This window comes from Rhodoflexus sp. (assembly GCF_053489755.1).
On record NZ_JBRCHD010000047.1, the window covers coordinates 1 to 17,392 of the forward strand.

The 17,392-nt window shown below is 47.5% G+C and carries 15 protein-coding genes and 1 pseudogene; 7 read left to right on the forward strand and 9 right to left on the reverse strand.

Annotation, left to right across the window (positions count from 1 at the left end):
• Window positions 1-404: pseudogene (locus ACWIP2_RS10740) on the reverse strand (hypothetical protein); the annotation flags it as partial.
• Between the two features lie 315 nt (window positions 405-719).
• Here ACWIP2_RS10740 and trpA point away from each other — a divergent pair.
• Window positions 720-1,502 carry a tryptophan synthase subunit alpha gene (trpA, locus tag ACWIP2_RS10745; protein ID WP_448519930.1) on the forward strand — a complete coding sequence of 261 codons (783 nt, stop codon included), beginning with the start codon at window positions 720-722 and terminating at the stop codon, window positions 1,500-1,502.
• Window positions 1,503-1,655: 153 nt separating this feature from the next.
• Here trpA and ACWIP2_RS10750 read toward each other — a convergent pair whose 3' ends face one another.
• From ACWIP2_RS10750 to ACWIP2_RS10760, 3 genes are all read right to left on the reverse strand, one after another.
• Window positions 1,656-2,309 carry an AlbA family DNA-binding domain-containing protein gene (locus ACWIP2_RS10750; protein ID WP_448519931.1) on the reverse strand — a complete coding sequence of 218 codons (654 nt, stop codon included), beginning with the start codon at window positions 2,307-2,309 and terminating at the stop codon, window positions 1,656-1,658.
• 134 nt (window positions 2,310-2,443) lie between these two features.
• Entirely contained in the window at window positions 2,444-3,010 is a 567-nt protein-coding gene (gene hpt, locus ACWIP2_RS10755; protein WP_448519932.1) for a hypoxanthine phosphoribosyltransferase, read from the reverse strand.
• 138 nt (window positions 3,011-3,148) lie between these two features.
• Window positions 3,149-4,756: a sodium-dependent transporter gene (locus tag ACWIP2_RS10760; RefSeq protein WP_448519933.1), complete on the reverse strand. Its 1,608-nt coding sequence runs from the start codon at window positions 4,754-4,756 to the stop codon at window positions 3,149-3,151.
• Between the two features lie 159 nt (window positions 4,757-4,915).
• Between ACWIP2_RS10760 and ACWIP2_RS10765 the strand changes: the two genes are divergently transcribed.
• The gene (locus tag ACWIP2_RS10765) at window positions 4,916-5,143 is read left to right on the forward strand and encodes a hypothetical protein (RefSeq protein WP_448519934.1); all 228 of its coding nucleotides are present in this window, start codon (window positions 4,916-4,918) and stop codon (window positions 5,141-5,143) included.
• A gap of 8 nt (window positions 5,144-5,151) precedes the next feature.
• Complete coding sequence (locus ACWIP2_RS10770; RefSeq protein ID WP_448519935.1) at window positions 5,152-5,688, forward strand: hypothetical protein; 537 nt, start codon at window positions 5,152-5,154, stop codon at window positions 5,686-5,688.
• Window positions 5,689-5,696: 8 nt separating this feature from the next.
• Here ACWIP2_RS10770 and recJ read toward each other — a convergent pair whose 3' ends face one another.
• Complete coding sequence (gene recJ / locus ACWIP2_RS10775) at window positions 5,697-7,400, reverse strand: single-stranded-DNA-specific exonuclease RecJ (RefSeq protein WP_448519936.1); 1,704 nt, start codon at window positions 7,398-7,400, stop codon at window positions 5,697-5,699.
• 145 nt (window positions 7,401-7,545) lie between these two features.
• Here recJ and ACWIP2_RS10780 point away from each other — a divergent pair, with 145 nt between their 5' ends.
• The gene (locus ACWIP2_RS10780) at window positions 7,546-8,409 is read left to right on the forward strand and encodes a carbon-nitrogen hydrolase (protein WP_448519937.1); all 864 of its coding nucleotides are present in this window, start codon (window positions 7,546-7,548) and stop codon (window positions 8,407-8,409) included.
• Between the two features lie 2 nt (window positions 8,410-8,411).
• Window positions 8,412-9,131, forward strand: a complete 720-nt coding sequence (gene hisA, locus ACWIP2_RS10785; protein ID WP_448519938.1) for a 1-(5-phosphoribosyl)-5-[(5-phosphoribosylamino)methylideneamino]imidazole-4-carboxamide isomerase — start codon at window positions 8,412-8,414, stop codon at window positions 9,129-9,131.
• 133 nt (window positions 9,132-9,264) lie between these two features.
• On the opposite strand, the gene ACWIP2_RS10790 is transcribed toward hisA, so the two are convergent.
• On the reverse strand, window positions 9,265-9,498 hold the full coding sequence (locus ACWIP2_RS10790) for a hypothetical protein (protein ID WP_448519939.1): 234 nt from the start codon (window positions 9,496-9,498) through the stop codon (window positions 9,265-9,267).
• 63 nt (window positions 9,499-9,561) lie between these two features.
• On the opposite strand from ACWIP2_RS10790, the gene ribD reads away from it, so the two are divergent.
• A complete protein-coding gene (gene ribD, locus ACWIP2_RS10795) occupies window positions 9,562-10,611 on the forward strand; it encodes a bifunctional diaminohydroxyphosphoribosylaminopyrimidine deaminase/5-amino-6-(5-phosphoribosylamino)uracil reductase RibD (RefSeq protein ID WP_448519940.1) in 1,050 nt (349 codons plus the stop codon).
• A gap of 33 nt (window positions 10,612-10,644) precedes the next feature.
• Here the strand turns inward: ribD and ACWIP2_RS10800 are convergent, their stop codons facing one another.
• Genes ACWIP2_RS10800 through ACWIP2_RS10810 form a run of 3 tightly spaced genes read right to left on the reverse strand, consistent with a single transcriptional unit; the run spans window position 10,645 to window position 15,912 of the window.
• Window positions 10,645-11,502: a bile acid:sodium symporter family protein gene (locus ACWIP2_RS10800; protein ID WP_448519941.1), complete on the reverse strand. Its 858-nt coding sequence runs from the start codon at window positions 11,500-11,502 to the stop codon at window positions 10,645-10,647.
• Between the two features lie 52 nt (window positions 11,503-11,554).
• Complete coding sequence (locus tag ACWIP2_RS10805) at window positions 11,555-12,106, reverse strand: hypothetical protein (RefSeq protein ID WP_448519942.1); 552 nt, start codon at window positions 12,104-12,106, stop codon at window positions 11,555-11,557.
• A complete protein-coding gene (locus ACWIP2_RS10810) occupies window positions 12,106-15,912 on the reverse strand; it encodes an ATP-binding protein (RefSeq protein ID WP_448519943.1) in 3,807 nt (1,268 codons plus the stop codon). Before ACWIP2_RS10810 ends, ACWIP2_RS10805 begins: the two co-directional genes overlap by 1 nt.
• A 102-nt stretch (window positions 15,913-16,014) precedes the next feature.
• On the opposite strand from ACWIP2_RS10810, the gene ACWIP2_RS10815 reads away from it, so the two are divergent.
• Window positions 16,015-17,391 carry a tetratricopeptide repeat protein gene (locus tag ACWIP2_RS10815; protein WP_448519944.1) on the forward strand — a complete coding sequence of 459 codons (1,377 nt, stop codon included), beginning with the start codon at window positions 16,015-16,017 and terminating at the stop codon, window positions 17,389-17,391.
• The last annotated feature ends 1 nt before the right edge of the window (window position 17,392 follow it).

Consider the following 17,392-nt stretch of genomic DNA (forward strand, 5'->3'; position numbering starts at 1 on the left):
GCAATGCCTGCCGCCTCGCCGCCTAAGTTGTTGTAGCTATCGGAAAGAATGCCTATTTTAACCCCTTTGCCTGTCAAGCCATAGCGCTGGCGGGCAATTTCCACTGCTTGCGCTTTCACCGCTTGGCTGATGGGATTGTTATTTTTTCTGACGAATACGGCGCGCGCTTCCAACAGAAAACTCATGTCGTTGAGTTGATTAACGTTAGGAATAGGCAAGAAGCCTGAGACCATGCGCCCTTCCACGCCTGTTTCTATAAAGCCTGCGCGTGCAAGTTGCGCCCTTAGCGAGTCGGTGTTGGTAGTCGCTACAGCGTTGATCAATATGCGATTGTCCCGAATGGTTAAGAAATCGGGACGATTGCGCCCTAATACCGCCGCTCTGGCGTTCAATGCGTTTAACACGTTGCCGGCTTTGCCGCCGATACCCGTAGCCGCTCTAAGAAGAAGATAAGTCTTGCGCGTATAGCCCGCCTCCCCACAACAAGAGAAAGGCTAAGCCCCATAAAATTCTGCGATAGTTCAGGTTTATCATTGGATAATAAGTTTAATAACGCGTAAAAGTACTAAATAAGCGCGTGTTTCTGCAAATTTTATCTAATCAAATAATCGGTGCATCGTTGTCGCGCTGTACGCGATGCGGGAGTTTATTCGGCATAATCGCTTAATCTATCTCGGCTTGATTTAACTTTGTGCCAATGATTTAGCGATAACTAATTAATGCAAACCAATTCCTCCCGGCTGCCTTCGCTGTTTGCCGCTAAGCGCAATATTTTGAGCGTTTACTTTACAGCAGGTTTCCCGCAACTGAACGACACGGTGCGCATCATCAAAACCCTATCGGAAGCAGGTGTGGATATGATAGAAATCGGCATGCCTTTTTCCGACCCGCTGGCAGATGGTCCGACCATTCAGCAGAGTAGCCAGCAGGCATTAGACAACGGCATGAGCCTTCGTCTGCTTTTTGAACAACTCAAAGACATTCGCCAACACACGGATGTGCCGCTGCTATTGATGGGCTACCTGAACCCCGTCATGCAGTTTGGCGCAGAAAATTTCTGCCGCGCTGCACAAGAAGTTGGCATAGACGGACTCATTTTGCCCGACCTGCCGATGCACGAATACCTGAGCGAGTACAAACCTATTTTTGAGCGCTACGGGCTGTCCAATATTTTCCTAATTACCCCACAAACAGCCGAAGCACGCATCCGCCAGATAGATGAACTTTCGCAGGAAGGATTTATTTACATGGTATCTTCTGCCAGCACGACAGGGGCAAAGCAAGGATTTTCAGACGAACAGCACAGCTACTTCGAGCGCATTGCCGCCATGCAACTCAAAAGCCCTAAACTTATTGGCTTTGGTATTTCGGATAAAGCAACTTTTGAGGGCGCTTGTCAGTATGCCGAAGGCGCAATTATTGGCAGCGCATTCATCAACCTACTAAGTCAAAGTACTGATTTAGAGGCAGATATAACAAAATTTGTAGCTGATTTGCGGTAAGCGAACTAATACCATTATGAATCTTACAACAGGTAATACTTCGCTGCGGACTTTGCGGTAGAGCCTTTTTTAACGCAAAGGCAAATCTAAAAGAACGCCAAGTTTTACGCGGAAAACACTGAGATTAAATGCATTTTAGTATAAATTCCTTGCTTACCATGTTTCGGGTTTTGCGATGAAATAATCGCCCGATTCATTGGGAACGATTTGCAGTACCTGCGCCAGCGTCAGCCGCACCAGCAATGCGGAAGCCTCTTCGATTGGTATGCTGCCCACACGTGCCAGCGTAGCTACATCAACTTTCTCATGCTGTCCGAGATACTGCATCAGGAATCGCTCGCGCTCGCCATAGGTAAAGCCTACCTGCTGCGGTGAATCGGCTAATTTGAGAATTTGGCGCATTTCGCGGCTTGCCTGCACACTCCGATCTGCTACGCGCACGTAGGCACGCCCTCGACGGTTGCGGAAGTTGTAAATCACAAAAACGGGTTTCTGCAAACAGGGTTTGATATAAAAAACCAGCACTGTGCGATTGGGTGCCACAACTACATGCTTCAAATCATACTCAACCGCAGGATGACAGTATTTGACAATGGCATTTTTCAGTATAAAAGCATCTTCATCGGGATATTTCAGGCCGGGAATAGTGCCGTTATCATCTACCCCGATCAGCAAAAAACCGCCTGCTGTATTGGCAAAAGCAACTACTTCGCGCATGATCTTATCAGGATGCGTTGCTTTTCTTTTGAACTCTGTAGTTAGCCCTTCTCCCCGAGCCACTAATTTTTTCAACTCGCACAGTTCCATGATGCTTGCTGTTTTTTTGGGAACGCGGATTTTCGGTAATGAAGCAAGTTAAAATGTATCGTACCCTTCAGGGTGCGCTTCTTTTACTTGCTGACTATTAATTACACACCCTAAAGGGCATGTTACATTCCCCCCTACTCTGCCGCCCATTCGCCGTTTTGCGCAACATCCTCAGGTTCATCCAGAATCAGGATTTCACAGAGGTTGCGCCCGTAGCCGTCGTAGTCCAAGCCATAACCGACAACAAATTTTGGCTCAATTTCAAAACCGACATACTTAATGGTAACAGGGCGCTGCAAGGCTTTAGGTTTGATAAGCAGCGCTACTACCTCTACCGAAGCGGGATGATAGCGCCGGATTTCGGCAAGCACTTCCGTCATGGTGATACCTGTATCTACGATATCCTCGATAAGGACGATGTGCCTGTCGCGGATGTCTTCCTCAAAACCAATGATCTGATCTACTACACCCGAACTGTGCATGTTCTGATACGAAGTAAACTTAACGAAAGATATTTCCGCAGGAATATCAATTTCGCGCATCAGATCGGCGGCAAACATAAATGCGCCGTTCAAAACAGCTACGAAGAGGGGATTTTTGTCTGCATAGTCTTCGCTTAGCTGTTGTCCGAGCTGCTCTACCCGCTTTTTGAGATCGGCTTCAGAGATATATCTTCTGAATTTTTTATCTTTTACTAGCACAGGTCTTCAGCGTTTTTAATTGTTCTTGGGAGGTGTTTTCAACACCCGCAAAAAGAAGTACCCTGTTGTACAAGTAACCAATAATTGTACGGTTATCATAATAATCAGCGCAGTAGTTGACATTGAGCAAACAGTTTATCAGTTGAGCATAGATTTTTTCTGCATTCGCTTGCGATAGGCAACTGCCACCATTGCAGCAATTCCCAGATAAGTTGCTAAGAGCAATAAACGCGAGCCGTTTACAAACATGATAGTGTCTTGTAGAAATTCCACTTTGGCTGTATCCTGTGCAGCCTGTGCAGTAACTATCTGCTTATGAATTGCTACGTTGGTAATCTGATTCCACACATTGGGCAGGCTGCTGAAGAAGACCGCACCCAGCAGCAGTGGGGTAACGTATTTGATGATGTACTTGTAAACGTAAGGAATCTTGATGTCTGCCCCCAAATTGATTTCTCTCCAGCCCTTGTCCATGCCAAATACCCATGCAAAGAGAATGATTTCGGCAAAAGCAAACACTACCAGCGAGAAAGTACCCGCCCAGAAATCGTATTCATCAAATACGCCATATTCAAAGAAAAACACCGTAGGCGCACCGAGCAGGAATACCATAAAGCCAAACATCCATGCAGCGCGTTCGCGATTCCAGTTGAATTCATCCTGCAAAAAGCCAACGAAAGGCGTACCCATCGCCAGCGAGGAAGTAATACCTGCAAAAAACAGCAAACCAAACCAGAATACGCCGCTCAATGCAGCCAGCACAGCCCCCCACTGCTCAAAGAGATAAGGCAGCGTTCGGAAGCCAAGCCCCAGCCCACCGTTTTTAGTCATTTCAATCACATTGTCTATACCCAAATAGCCTACCGCAATCGGAATGAGGATTGAACTGCCTAATACTACTTCTACAAATTCGTTCATCCAGCCGGCGCTCATCGAGTTAAGAGCGACATCGTCTTTTTCTTTCAAATAAGAGGCATAACACTGGATAGAACCCATGCCTACAGAGAGTGTAAAGAAAATCTGCCCAGCGGCTGCCAGCCATACTTTAGGATTCCAAATACTCGAAAAATCGGGTGTCCAGAGGAAATTTAGACCTGCGGTGCCGTCGTTGATAGCTCCGTTTTGGCCAACCTTGATCGTTATTGCCTGAATTGCTAGAAAAATGCCAAACATGATCAGCAGGGGCATCGCTACTTTTGCCACCTTTTCTACCCCGCCCTTCAGTCCGCGTGAAAGAAAATAGGTGTTTAGCGCCAGACAGATTAGCCAGAAAACAACAGGTTCGTAGGGAATACCGGTTGTCGTAGCGCTCACATCTACATAAGCGCTAAAAAAGTCTGCGACCTCAGTACTTTCCATCTCGCGGAAAGTACCTATAATCGAGTGATAGATATACGCCAATGTCCACGACTCAAGGTAACAATAGTAAGCGGCTACAGCTAAGTTTGTAAAGATCCCGAATACGCCAATGTATTTCCAAAAGGGTCTAGAATCCATAGCATCAACAATGAAAGGCGTGCTGTGGTGTCCGAATTTACCGCCGTAGCGCCCCATGCTCCATTCTACCATCAGCAAAGGAAGCCCCATCAACAAGAAACAAACTAAGTAAGGGATGATAAATGCGCCACCGCCATTTTGGATAGCCTGTACAGGAAAACGAAGAAAATTACCTAATCCGACTGCGTTACCTGCCATTGCCAATACGAGTCCTACGCGAGAACCCCATGATTCATTGTTCCTACTCATCAGAATGGGTATACTTATGTGTTTAGTTATGTTTTTTCATTTGATAGACAGGCACTTAGCACTATCTGAACCGATTTAATGATTTGTTAAAATCGCTTATTGCGTTGTAATAATACGACGAAATACACTACTTTTACAACAATCCTAACGTTTTCGCATATGAAAAAGACTTTTTTGATGCTTTTCATGGGGCTAACCATGATAGTAGGCAGTTCTCATGTAGCTGTTTACAACGACAATAAACCCGCTACTGCAGTAAGCGCGGACGATGGTGCAAAAAAGGAAGCCAAAACCGACAAAAAGAAGGCTAAAACCGATAAGAACGAGAAGAAAAAATCGTCTTGCTGCCAGAGTAGCAGTTCTTGTACCACCAAAAAACAGTCTTAATGGTTGCTGTGTCCCATCTCAGAACTTTTGTAATGACTATTCTTTGCGCCGCGATCTGCATAGCTTGCGGCGCAACCTATGATGTGGAAGCATGGAGCAGTTTACGCGCCCGCCACTTCAATGTACGCACCGGCGACACAATCAGTTCGCCGGCAACCGTTGTTCGCGCAACTGACTATGGGATACAGCTCCTTTTCACCACTGCACCTATGCTGTCTATCAGTTCGGGTGCAATACCTGCCAGCCGCCAACAATTACTCAACAACGTTATCCAACAAGTATTTATTTCCGCCAACAAGCCCATAGACACTTTGCAACCGGGAGAAAATCTGCATGGAATATTCTTAGCTGATATTGCAGGCGATGGCTTTCAGCTAACCTTAGATAGCTTTGTTCGCCGCCCCCCGGTACGCGTCACCGACCAGCTCAATATACGGCTGAACCGCACACTCGGCAGGCGCGATACCATCACTTTTCGCATTGATGTGGCAATCTTGCCGCCCCGACGGCTGTCCTTTACGCTGCCTCCTGTGATTTTGGAATAACGCGAGATTTATTGCGACAAATGCGCGTCGCGCAGCAGCAGTTGCAACGACTTTCGCCCTTTGTAATCATTTTCTTGCAGGTTAAAGACAATATCTATTGGCTGTCCGCTGCGTACAACTGCCTCATAGTCAGATGCCATGCTAAAACCAATGACATCATACACGACTGAATCTTTCTGACGGACAGCAAATTTGAGGTGAATGTCTTTCAGCACGCGCACACTTTCAGGCAATACCTGCACGCGACGCGCTACCAGCACGGGTTGCATATTCTGTGGTCCGAAAGGTGCCATTTGGCGGATAATATTCAGGAATTTGAAAGAAATCTGCGACAGGGAAATCTCCAAGTCAACTTCTATCTGCGGATACATATTTTCCTCGCGCAAATTGGCAGCCACAATGCGCTCAAAACGCTCTCGAAAAGCCTGTAAATTGCCAATCGGCATGGTCAAACCTGCCGCATACTTGTGTCCGCCGTACTGCTCCAGCAAGTCCGCGCACTCTGCAATTGCCTCATAAATATCAAAACCAACGATGGAACGGGCCGAACCCGTTGCTTTTTCATCGCTTTTTGTCAGGATAATTGTTGGTCTGTAGAATTTTTCAATGCAGCGTGCTGCTACAATGCCTATTACGCCCTTGTGCCAGTCTTCTTTAAACAGCACCGTGCTTTTCCTGTCTGGAAAATATTGTTCGATCATCTCAATTGCCTCGCGGGTAATGTTGGAATCGAACTCGCGCCGCTCTTCGTTATTAGCATTGGCAACGGCTGCTAATGCGACTGCTTCCTGCAAGTTATCCGAAGAGAGCAATCGAATCGCATGGCTTGCATGTGCTACACGCCCTACTGCATTGATGCGCGGGCCAATGCCAAATACAATATTGGCTACCTCAAGTTGGCCGCGCAGATCGGAAATATCTATCAGCGCCTTCAAACCCGGACGCGGATTGCTGTTGAGTTGCTTGAGTCCAAAGTATGCCAAAATGCGATTTTCGCCCGTAATCGGGACAATATCCGCTGCGATACTTACTGCCAGCAGGTCTAAAAAGCTAAACAACCAGTCTGAAGGCAGATTATTGGTAACAGAAAACGCATGGAGGAACTTAAAACCAACCCCACAGCCCGAAAGCTCCTTGTAGGGATATGCACAGTCGGTGCGTTTAGGGTCTAAAACTGCATAAGCAGGTGGTAGTGTATCCCCGGGCAGATGGTGATCGCAAACGATGAAGTCTATGCCCAACTCGGCGGCATAACTGATCGCACGGTGGGACTTAATGCCGCAGTCTAAGCTGATAATCAATGAGATACCCTTTTCTTTAGCCCAATCAATGCCTGTAATGGAAATACCGTAGCCCTCGGTGTAGCGGTCGGGAGTGTAGAACAGCACATTGCCATAGTAGCGCCGTAAAAAAGTGTAAACCATTGCTACTGAAGTCGTTCCGTCCACATCGTAATCGCCGTAAATCAGGATGCGCTCTTCGTTGCGAATGGCTTCTTCCAACCGCCAGACTGCCTTGTCCATGTCTTTCATTAAGAAAGGATCGTGCAGTTGGTCTAAGGAAGGGCGGAAAAACGCACGCGCCTGCTCAAAACTATTAATCCCGCGTTGCAGCAATAAAGTGGCAAGCGGTGCACTGATATTAACAGCTGATGCAAGCGATGCAATCTGCTCTTGCTCAGGGACGGGCTTCATTACCCAACGTTTCTCCATAACGCAAATTTGCCGCTAACACGGCTCTTTTGCAACTTTAACAATGCGTTAATATGACAAGTGCTTGATTTACAGCGTATTACATTTTATCGAATTTAATGCCTGCAAATGCTATATTTGCGGCAAAATCTTATTCTGAGCAACTGTGAAACAAGTTCGTGTAGGCTTGGTGCAGATGAGCTGCACAGCAGATAAAGCCGCTAATATTGCCAAAGCGTTGGAAAAAACGCGCGAAGCTGCCCAAAAAGGCGCTCAAATTGTTTGTTTACAAGAGCTTTTTACCTCGCTCTATTTTTGCGATGTAGAAGATTACGAGAATTTCAAACTCGCTGAAACTATTCCCGGCCCAACTACCGAACAGTTGCAAGCGCTTGCCAAAGAACTCGGCGTGGTAATTATTGCCTCACTGTTTGAAAAGCGCACACAGGGATTGTACCACAATACGACTGCCGTAATAGATGCTGACGGCAGCTACTTGGGCAAATACCGCAAAATGCACATCCCCGACGATCCGGGTTATTATGAAAAGTTTTATTTCACCCCCGGCGATTTAGGCTACAAGGTGTTCAATACCAAATTCGGTAAACTCGGCATTTTGATTTGCTGGGATCAGTGGTATCCCGAAGCGGCGCGCATTACCGCACTAATGGGCGCTGAAATTCTGTTCTACCCTACTGCTATCGGCTGGGCAGCATCGCAAAGCGAAGAAGTCAACAACGACCAGTATAGCGCATGGCAGACCATCCAGCGCAGCCACGCAGTTGCCAATGGCATACCTGTTGTAGCGGTTAATCGCGTCGGTCGGGAAGGGGATATGGTATTTTGGGGTGGCTCTTTCGTTGCTAATGCCTATGGAAAAGTCCTTTACCAAGCCAGCCACAATTGCGAGGAAGTACACGTACAACCCATTGATATGGAACAAAGCGACTACTACCGCACCCACTGGCCATTCCTACGCGACCGCCGCATAGACAGCTACGACTTGATCACTAAAAGACTCATTGATTAGCCATGTACCTGATTCCGGCTATAGATATTATTGGAGGCAAGTGCGTACGGCTTACTCAAGGTGATTATCAGCGAATGACTGTCTATCACGACAATCCCGTAGAAATGGCGCAGCGTTTTGAAGATGCAGGCATTTCGCGCCTGCATCTGGTAGATCTGGACGGTGCAAAAGCCAAAACAGTGGTCAACTTGCAGGTACTGGAAGGCATTGCTCGCCACACCTCGCTGCATATTGACTTTGGCGGGGGCGTACAGAGCGATGAGGACATCCGCCGCGTATTCGATGCCGGAGCAGCACAGGTAACGGGTGGCAGCATTGCTGTGAAAAATCCTGAAATGTTTACGCGCTGGCTGCAAACCTATGGCAGCGACCGTATCGTGCTAGGTGCAGACGCACGCGATGGCAAAATTGCAATCAGCGGCTGGCAGGAAACAACCCAGCTGCCGCTGGCTGATTTCATTAGCGACTACATGGCAAAGGGTGTAAAATACGTCATCTGTACCGATGTCGGTCGCGATGGTATGTTGCAAGGCGCTGCACATGGGCTTTATGCAGAGTTGCTAAGCCAATTACCTGATTTACAGCTGATTGCAAGTGGGGGGATCGGCAGTATCAGCGATGTGGAAGCGCTCCAAACGCTGAACTTATACGGTGTAATCATTGGTAAGGCTTTCTACGAGGGGCGCATTACGTGGAACGAATTGAAATATTACGCCGGTTAAGGGAAGTCGTCCTAAATTTTTAGAATGCTGACGATGCATATTTTCACGGATTTCAGACGCTGCTTCAATAAAGAGTTAAGCAACCGTGTTTTTGCGTAAAAACTCGGCGCTATTTGCAGTAAAATATCAACCCCTAAGCCTCGCCAAAGCAGCGCGGGTACAGACTAAGCAACGATGTGTCCGGTAAAGCCGTTGTACTGATCCAGCCCGTGGATTCAAAATGAACTTCCACCATAAAATCGTACAAAACGTATAACTTAACGCTGTGTTTATTGTCGCGGCGGATGCCGAGGAGTTGCCCCTCTTTTCCTAAAAGTGTACATTGCTTGGAAAGAGAGAACCGAAAAAATTCATTTTGAGAAATCATGAACCAGTTGTGTTAGAAAAAATAACACGGCAATATAATTATTTGAAGTCGAAAAACAGCATTATGGAAGGTAAAAGTGGCGCAGATAGCGAATTTTTTATGCGCCGTGCGCTGGATTTAGCACGCTTAGGTCTGGGCAGCGTCAGCCCTAACCCGCTGGTTGGCTGTGTGGTGGTGCATCAAGGGCGAATCATCGGCGAAGGCTACCACCAACAGTTCGGACAAGCACATGCCGAAGTTCATGCCATACGCTCGGTTGCCAATCCCGAACTGCTGCGCCAAGCGACCCTGTACGTTACACTCGAACCCTGCTCGCACTTTGGTAAAACCCCACCCTGTGCCGATTTGATTATCAGCCGCTATATCCCCAAAGTTGTTGTTGCTAATTTGGACAGTAATCCTTTGGTAAGCGGCAGAGGCATCCGCAAATTACAGGAGGCAGGTATTGCCGTACAAACGGGCGTACTGGAACGCGAATCAGCCGAAATGAATCGCCGTTTTTTCACTTTTATGGAGAAAAAGCGGCCTTATATCATTCTCAAATGGGCAGAAAGCGCCGATGGACGGATGGCATCTGCCGACCGCCGACCTGTTTGGATCAGCAATCGGTTTTCGCGGCAGTTGGTACACAAGTGGCGCAGCGAAGAGGATGCGGTGCTAACAGGCTCAGGCACAGCCCTGCACGATAATCCAAGACTGAATGTGCGCGACTTCCCGCTGATTCGCCGCCAGCCGCAGCGGATCGTTATTGATCGCCGCCTGCAACTGTCCCCCGAACTACACCTCTTCGACGGCTCGCAGCCAACGATTTGCTATAATCTGTACCGCAGCGAAATAACAGACAATATCATTTGGCAAGAACTGCCCGCGAGTGGTTTTCTACCTGCTATGTTCACCGATTTGTACGAACGAAAAATCCAATCGGTATTAGTAGAGGGCGGGCCGCAATTGCTGCAAACGCTGCTTTCTTTGGATCTATGGGATGAAATACGCCTCTTCCGCTCGCCTTATACCATCGGCGACGGCATTAATGCCCCAAGACCGCAAGGCAGACTCGTACAAAAAGAGCACCTGCTGGGCGATGAATTACTGATTTTCAGAAACAAAGGCTGACAGTACGGCTACTGATGGTTGTAGCAAACTACACTAAGCAGGTTTTTGCTTGACCCAATAACCAAAAGCAGCAGCAGTGAAAAACATCAGCAGCCCGTACAGCGCAGGGGGAATAGCCATAGACGAGTCCTGTAGTACATTGAGTGCAATGTAGATAGCAAGTGTTCCGTTGTGAATACCGATTTCCATACCGATCGCGATTGCTTGGCGGCGTTCTACACGCAGCATCAGAGGAACCATATAGCCAACCGCCATGCTCAGTACATTGAAAACCAGCACCGGAAGCCCAACCTGCCCAATGAATGTATTGATGTTTTCTCTTTCGCGCAGTGTAGCACCTGCAATCACAAGAACAAGCAAGATCGCAGAGGCAATTTTAACAGGTCTGTCCATTTTATCGGCAAATGCGGGCGCGTATCGGCGAACGATCATCCCGACAGACACAGGCAAGAGTACAATAGCAAAAACTTCTATAATTTTTGCAAACTGCATCGGGATAGCCTGCTCGGAACCGACAAAATAAAGCAGCGAAAGATTGACTACGATCGGCAGTGTAAAAAGGCTCAACAGGCTGTTGATAGCAGTCAGCGTAATGTTAAGTGCCACATCGCCATTGGAAAGGTGGCTGTACAGGTTGGCAGTAGCCCCGCCCGGCGAAGCTGCCAGCAGCATCAGCCCCACTGCCAGCGCAGGTGTAAGCCCAAAAGCCACTGCAATTACCCAACAAACCAAAGGCAATAAGATCATCTGGCAAAAAAGTCCGATAAAAGCTGCTTTCGGATATTTAACAACACGTTTGAAATCCTCTATTGTGAGCGAAAGCCCCAGCCCGAGCATAATGATACCCAAGGCAATCGGTAGAAATAGGGTTAACAGATTGGATTGCTGCATAGTTAGAAGCGCTTTGGTGTGGAAATTTAGGATTTCTGCCTGTCAGTTGTAGCTATTTGTTGGTGCGAATCTGCCACCATAGCCCAAAAAAGCCTGCCAGCACATATAAAAATGCAATACCGATCAAGGTAAACTTTCCTGTAGCCATCCAGTAGGCAAGTGAAACGAGCCACTCGCGGTTGCTGTCGGACAGTAGCGCAATCAGTGCAACATTCTCTACCCCGTCAAACAGGGCAGCCCCCCACTGCAACCACGCAACCAGTAGGCCTGCCTTGCTGAAACTATTAAACAGCACCCACGATCGGGCTATGTAAACACATATGAGTGAAAGGCATGTAGAATAAGCAATCAGGTAAATAAAATCCAGCCCCAGCCCAAAAGCCGCCCATATTTTGGCGCTGTAGTCCCAAGAGTGCATCATCATACGCGCCCCTGTAAGTGTACCTGCAAACTCAAAAGAAAGGATGCCTGCGGGAGCTGCCTCATTGATCAATCGCATATTGATCCAAAAAAACGCAACTGTTAAGGCAAGTGCAATTGCTGTAAATATACCCAGCCACGTCAAGTGCTGCTTGCGTGAAAACGCGAAAAAGGGATGATTCATCAAATCGTCTGTTTAGTAAGCGCTTCGGGTACTCCGACCGTCGGCAACTCATTGTCTGCTATCATGCGCAGCAACGGCAATTCTATAAAAAACGTAGTTCCTGCCAGCGGGTAGGTATCGAACCAGATGCGCCCCCCTGCATGTTCGACCCCACGCTTTGCCAAAGCCAATCCAATGCCTGAACCTGAAAACTTGGTGCTAAAATTAGGTAAAAAAACTTTGCCTGCAATATTCTCGGGAATTCCTACGCCGTTATCGGCTACCGAAATCAGCAGCCGGTCGTTTCCCTTGCACTCCAGCGCTACGCGGATCAGGGGCTGCTGCCCATGCGGAACAGCCTGTATGCCATTGATGATCAAGTTAGTAATAATCTGCCCCATCAACTGGCGATCACCATTGACAAAGAACTTGCCTGGGAGTAATTTTAATTCTACGGTCGCGTTGCCTTCGTTGTGATGTAGCAGACAAGTCTGCCGGAGCAGCTCCCCAATCTCGAACTCCTCATTTTTGGGAATAGGCATATTGGCAAAAGAAGCAAACGAAGTGGCAATGTCGCTCAGGGTATCCACCTGATTCAAGAGTGTTTCCAGCGAGCGACCTACTCGTGGATTTTCGGGAGCAAGTGTACGCTGCAAATGTTGCATTGTTAGTTTCATCGGGGTCAGCGGGTTTTTGATCTCGTGTGCTACTTGCCGCGCCATTTCGCGCCATGCGGACTCTTTCTCACTTCGCGAAAGGGCCTCTTTGCTTTCCTCTAATTGTTTCAGCATGCGGTTGTAAGCATCTACAAGCAAACCTATTTCATCTGCTGAAGGGTAATTCAGCGGCTCGTTGGGTTTGCTTAGGCTGGTACGGCCAATCGTGCGTGTAATCATTCGCAGCGGCTCGGTCAGCACCCGCGAAGCCAAGTAAGAAACTACCGCCATTCCCAGAAATATGAAGGTGAATACATTCATAATGCTGCTCAAAACACTGATGATTCGCTTTTCGGCGTTGCGTTGCGACTCGAAAAACGGTATCCCGATGATGCCTGCGATGTCGCCCGAAGCAGCTGATCGCACTGCAACATACACCGAACTGTACTGCAAACTGCCAATCTTTTCGCTCAGAATAGTTCGCCCTTGCGGATTCATGTTTAGCTCTGCCAAAGCCTGCGGATTGATTAAGTCTGTCATTAGTCCGCTTTGGTAGCTGGAGGACTCGTTGGAAGCCAACAATCGTCCGTTACGGCTGTAGAGATTCATGTAGATATTGGCTATCTGTGCAATTTTACCTACTGTCTCTTCTAATCGGTCTTTGCCGATCGCACCTTTGTTGAATAACTCCATGTCAGTTGCAATGCTGACATTGTTGCTGATTGTAGCGGCTTTTTCCAAGTATGCGTCCTGAATCTCCCGACGGTTCTGATTGTTGAGCAAACTGGTGATAATTACACTGACTACAATTAGCGGAGCAAAAAAGGCAAGGTTCAGGTAGATCTGAATACGGGTAGTCAGGCTCATTTGCGAACGCAGCAACTGCCACATACCACGTCGCAATCCGTAAATGATCAAAATTAGTAATTTGCCGCCCAAGAGTACCAGAAACAAGAATGAAAAATTAGCAATGATATTTTGCGCCGGATAGATCGGCGAGGAAACAACGACTTGTACGTCCTCTCGGGGAGAAAATATGAGATGGCGATAGTTGCCGGCTACTTTTGTCAGCGAAGTTCCTGTCGGTACGGATGTCACATCTAAGTGGCGCAGCAGAGCAGGGGTGTAATTGAAATTATTGCTGCTGTGCGAAAGTTCCCCTTGCCTAATGATGGCATAGCTCATTCCCTGCTCAATCGCTTCGGGCAGCAGTTCGGCTGTCCGCTGGAAGCTGGGGTAAGCCCCAAAAGGTGTTGCACGCTTTTGCCGCAGTTCAATTACTATCCGCCCAATCCGCATACCGTTGCGCATCAGGTCTGTAAAGCATACATAAACCGGAACTTCACCGTTTAACTTATTGATGTACAGTATGTTGGGATATTCGGTTTTATATCTTTCCTTGTCTAAGCTGCACATTAGCGAGTCGTAGGTAGTGTTGAAATTATATGGCTCGCCGTTGCTGTCAAACAGCAGTACATTGGTTTCGTAGTTATCAAAGTGCTTGTCTATGTGCTGTTTTTTGATCTTCTGGATAATGATGTCCTTACTTGAATAAGAAGTCAGCATTCGGTTAATAATCGTCTGGTCTGACCCTACTTTAGTCAGGGTCTGTTGGAGCAGGAACTCGCCGAGTTTGTCGTTGCCTTCCGTTAAGCGAAGTGCTACTTTATACTTATTCTCATTGGTCATTTGCTGCTCAAACTGATAGATGGCAAGCGCACCCATAGTGGCGGTAACAGTAGCACTCAAACACAGATACAAATAAGAAAGGTAATTGAAAGTCCGCACTTGTTGGGTCAGATTAGCGATATTAACGATCAGCATATAGGCAGTACAGAGCGGCATGATGTACCACTCTATCTCTGCCTGCACCAACCGCAAGAGCAGAACCGAAAAGACACCACTAACAGCAGTTGCAATAACCAAACTACGTAAGTCCTTGTCCAGCAGCGAGCGCATCAACCGCAAGACTATGTGGCTGATGAAGAAGAAAATAAAAGTACTCAGCAAAAAAGTCATCAGGCTGGTCACCTTCAATACATCAAAACCAAGTTCAGAGGTGATGCCTAAGCGAATCTGTGAATTAAAATACAGATTGCGCAGCAGCGAAAAGTGAAAAAAGAAAAACGCATGCGCAAAGATTGCCAACAGAATCCCCCCCACCCAAGGGGAGTGCATCCGCAGCCATTGGAGTACCCTCCGGTCGAGTAGCCGCGCATAGTAGAGGTAGCAGTAGCTACTGATCAAAAATACAAACAGGATATTGATAAACAGATCTCCAAGGGAACGGGAAATAACCGAAGAAGCAAAACTCGAAGAGCTAAACAAGATCAATCGGTTAAACGCCGCAGGCTCGTTGGCAATGAGCAGCACCAGCCGTGTACCAATCAGAAAGGTAGTCAGCAGGATGAGCCCCTCTGAATAGCTGCCGGCAGCAATATAGGTTTTGATTCGGATACGCACTTGCCAGCCGGCCACCAGCAGCCCGCCAATAATCAGCGATAAAATCAGGTTTTCCTCAGAAAGTCCACCGCTGAAGTGGTAGTCGTTGGGCAGCACAAGGGAGAACAAGTAGCGTCCGTCTTCGCTTTTAATCGGAATACCTTCTTCCGGATTGCGCGAAATACTTATTTTATCGTCGGGAAAAATATCCGGATTGAGGCCCGGCTTAAGTACGGGCGCATTAGTCTTGTAGCGGAGTTCCAGCGGGATAAGCGCCGCGAAATGCACGCGCTCGCCGTTGCTCTGCCGCACCGATTGTTTGTAGATAATAAAAGTACCGCCCGCATGTGCCGTAGTCTGTACATCGAACTTGCCATTCAGGTCTTCCCTGTTGAGCCAGAACTTATTGCTTGTCCAAAGCAGCAACTGATTGTTGCGAAATACCTGTACAGGATATTTACCGTTAAAATTCAGTTCCTGAAAACCCAGTGTGCGCCCGCTTTGCTGTGCCTGTTCAAACAACTGCCGCAATTCATCTACTTGCAAACGGGCTTGTGCAAGTTCGTTTGCAAGCCGGCTATTGACAGTTTGGGTTAAAAAGGTTGTTCCCGGCAGCGGTAAATAACGCCCGGCAAGCAGGAATGCCATCAAAAGCATACCTGATGCGATCCACCATCCCCAATAACGAGACAGAATTTTTCGGTACAGGTATTTGATGCCACGCCTCATTTTGTTTTTATCATTCCTGAATTTACTGTAATTTTCGCAAAAACCATGCTTAAAGGCATCTGAATTGCTTTACTACTCATGTACACAAAACCTACCTAACCCATGAAAAAAAATAGCCAACGCCTTTTTTTATCCCTGATAGTACTATTGTTTGGCAGTATTGCTAACTTTACACAAGCACAAAAACGCATCGAAAAAGACTTTATCAACGCAGAAAATGCCTTCAACAATGCAAACTATACGCAGAGCATTACCTTGTTAGGTAAAGTCATCAGTCGCCATGCTGACCACTTGGCTGCTTACAAGTTGCGTGCTCAGGCATTCGCAGCCATCAACGACTACAACAGCGCTATTGCAGACTACACCAAAGCCATCGAAATTACGCCTAACGATCCGAACCTGTACATCGGCAGATCGGAGGCTTACCGGGCGCTGGGCAATATGAAAGCAGCCCTCGAAGATCTGGATGCAGCTATCCTGCTGGAAAATAATTCGATCAAAGAAATAAAAAACGACAAGGAGAAACTGCTCAATCAGCGGGCAGTTATGCACATGCAGGCAGGCAACTATGCCAGCGCATTGGCAGACTATGTAACGCTTTCAGAAATTGATCCTGCAAATGGCCAATATATGAAAGCCCGTCGCGAAGCCTTCGACAAGGTCGGACAGGAAGAACTCGTCGGCATGATAGAGCTTGGACAAATCAACCTTGCTGCTTCGGGCATGGGTGGTTTGCCGGGGCCTGTGGCAGACGATCAAAATACTATCGAAGTGCGCAAATATATCAGCGAACACAAGTTTGCTTCGCTCAACGAAGGGCGCAACTATTACTACCAGCTTTTGGCTCGCAAAGATTTTGCCACCGGTAAGAAGACCGTACTGCTCAGCCAGTTACGCGAGAAAATTCTGATAGATATTTTCGGCGAACACCCGTATATGGAAGATATAGAGGCGATGAAACGCTTAGTAGAAACTGAAAACTGGATCAATCCCGAAGGCAAAAAGCGCTATTTTCAACTGATTAACGACAGCCGCTACTGGTTCACAGGCGGCGTGCAGCGCGGCGATACGTATTATTTCTACAAAGTCATGCGCAGCCGCAACTCGAGCAAGTACAAAATGCAAATGTTTGCCGTTGTGAACAACGCGTCCAACCTAGTACTCAACAGCGAGGTGGTCGTACAAGAAGACAGCACAGGCACGCGCACCATAGAAATACCCGCCGCAGAAAATAAAGGCTATATGTGGCAAACCTCAAAAACCGACAAATTGCGCAGCATAGGCAGTGCAGAAAGTAACAGCTTGCAATTTGAGACAGCGGGCAACCTGTCCCGATTTAGCAGCAGCGCTAAGACGCTTATCCCACAGCAGCAGTTTGAAAGTTTCATCAAACCCAAAGGCACAGACCTCAACGATGCGATCAAGGCAACGCTCAACTACCTGATCCTTGAATATCCGAAGATGTTCGTCCTTCGATAAC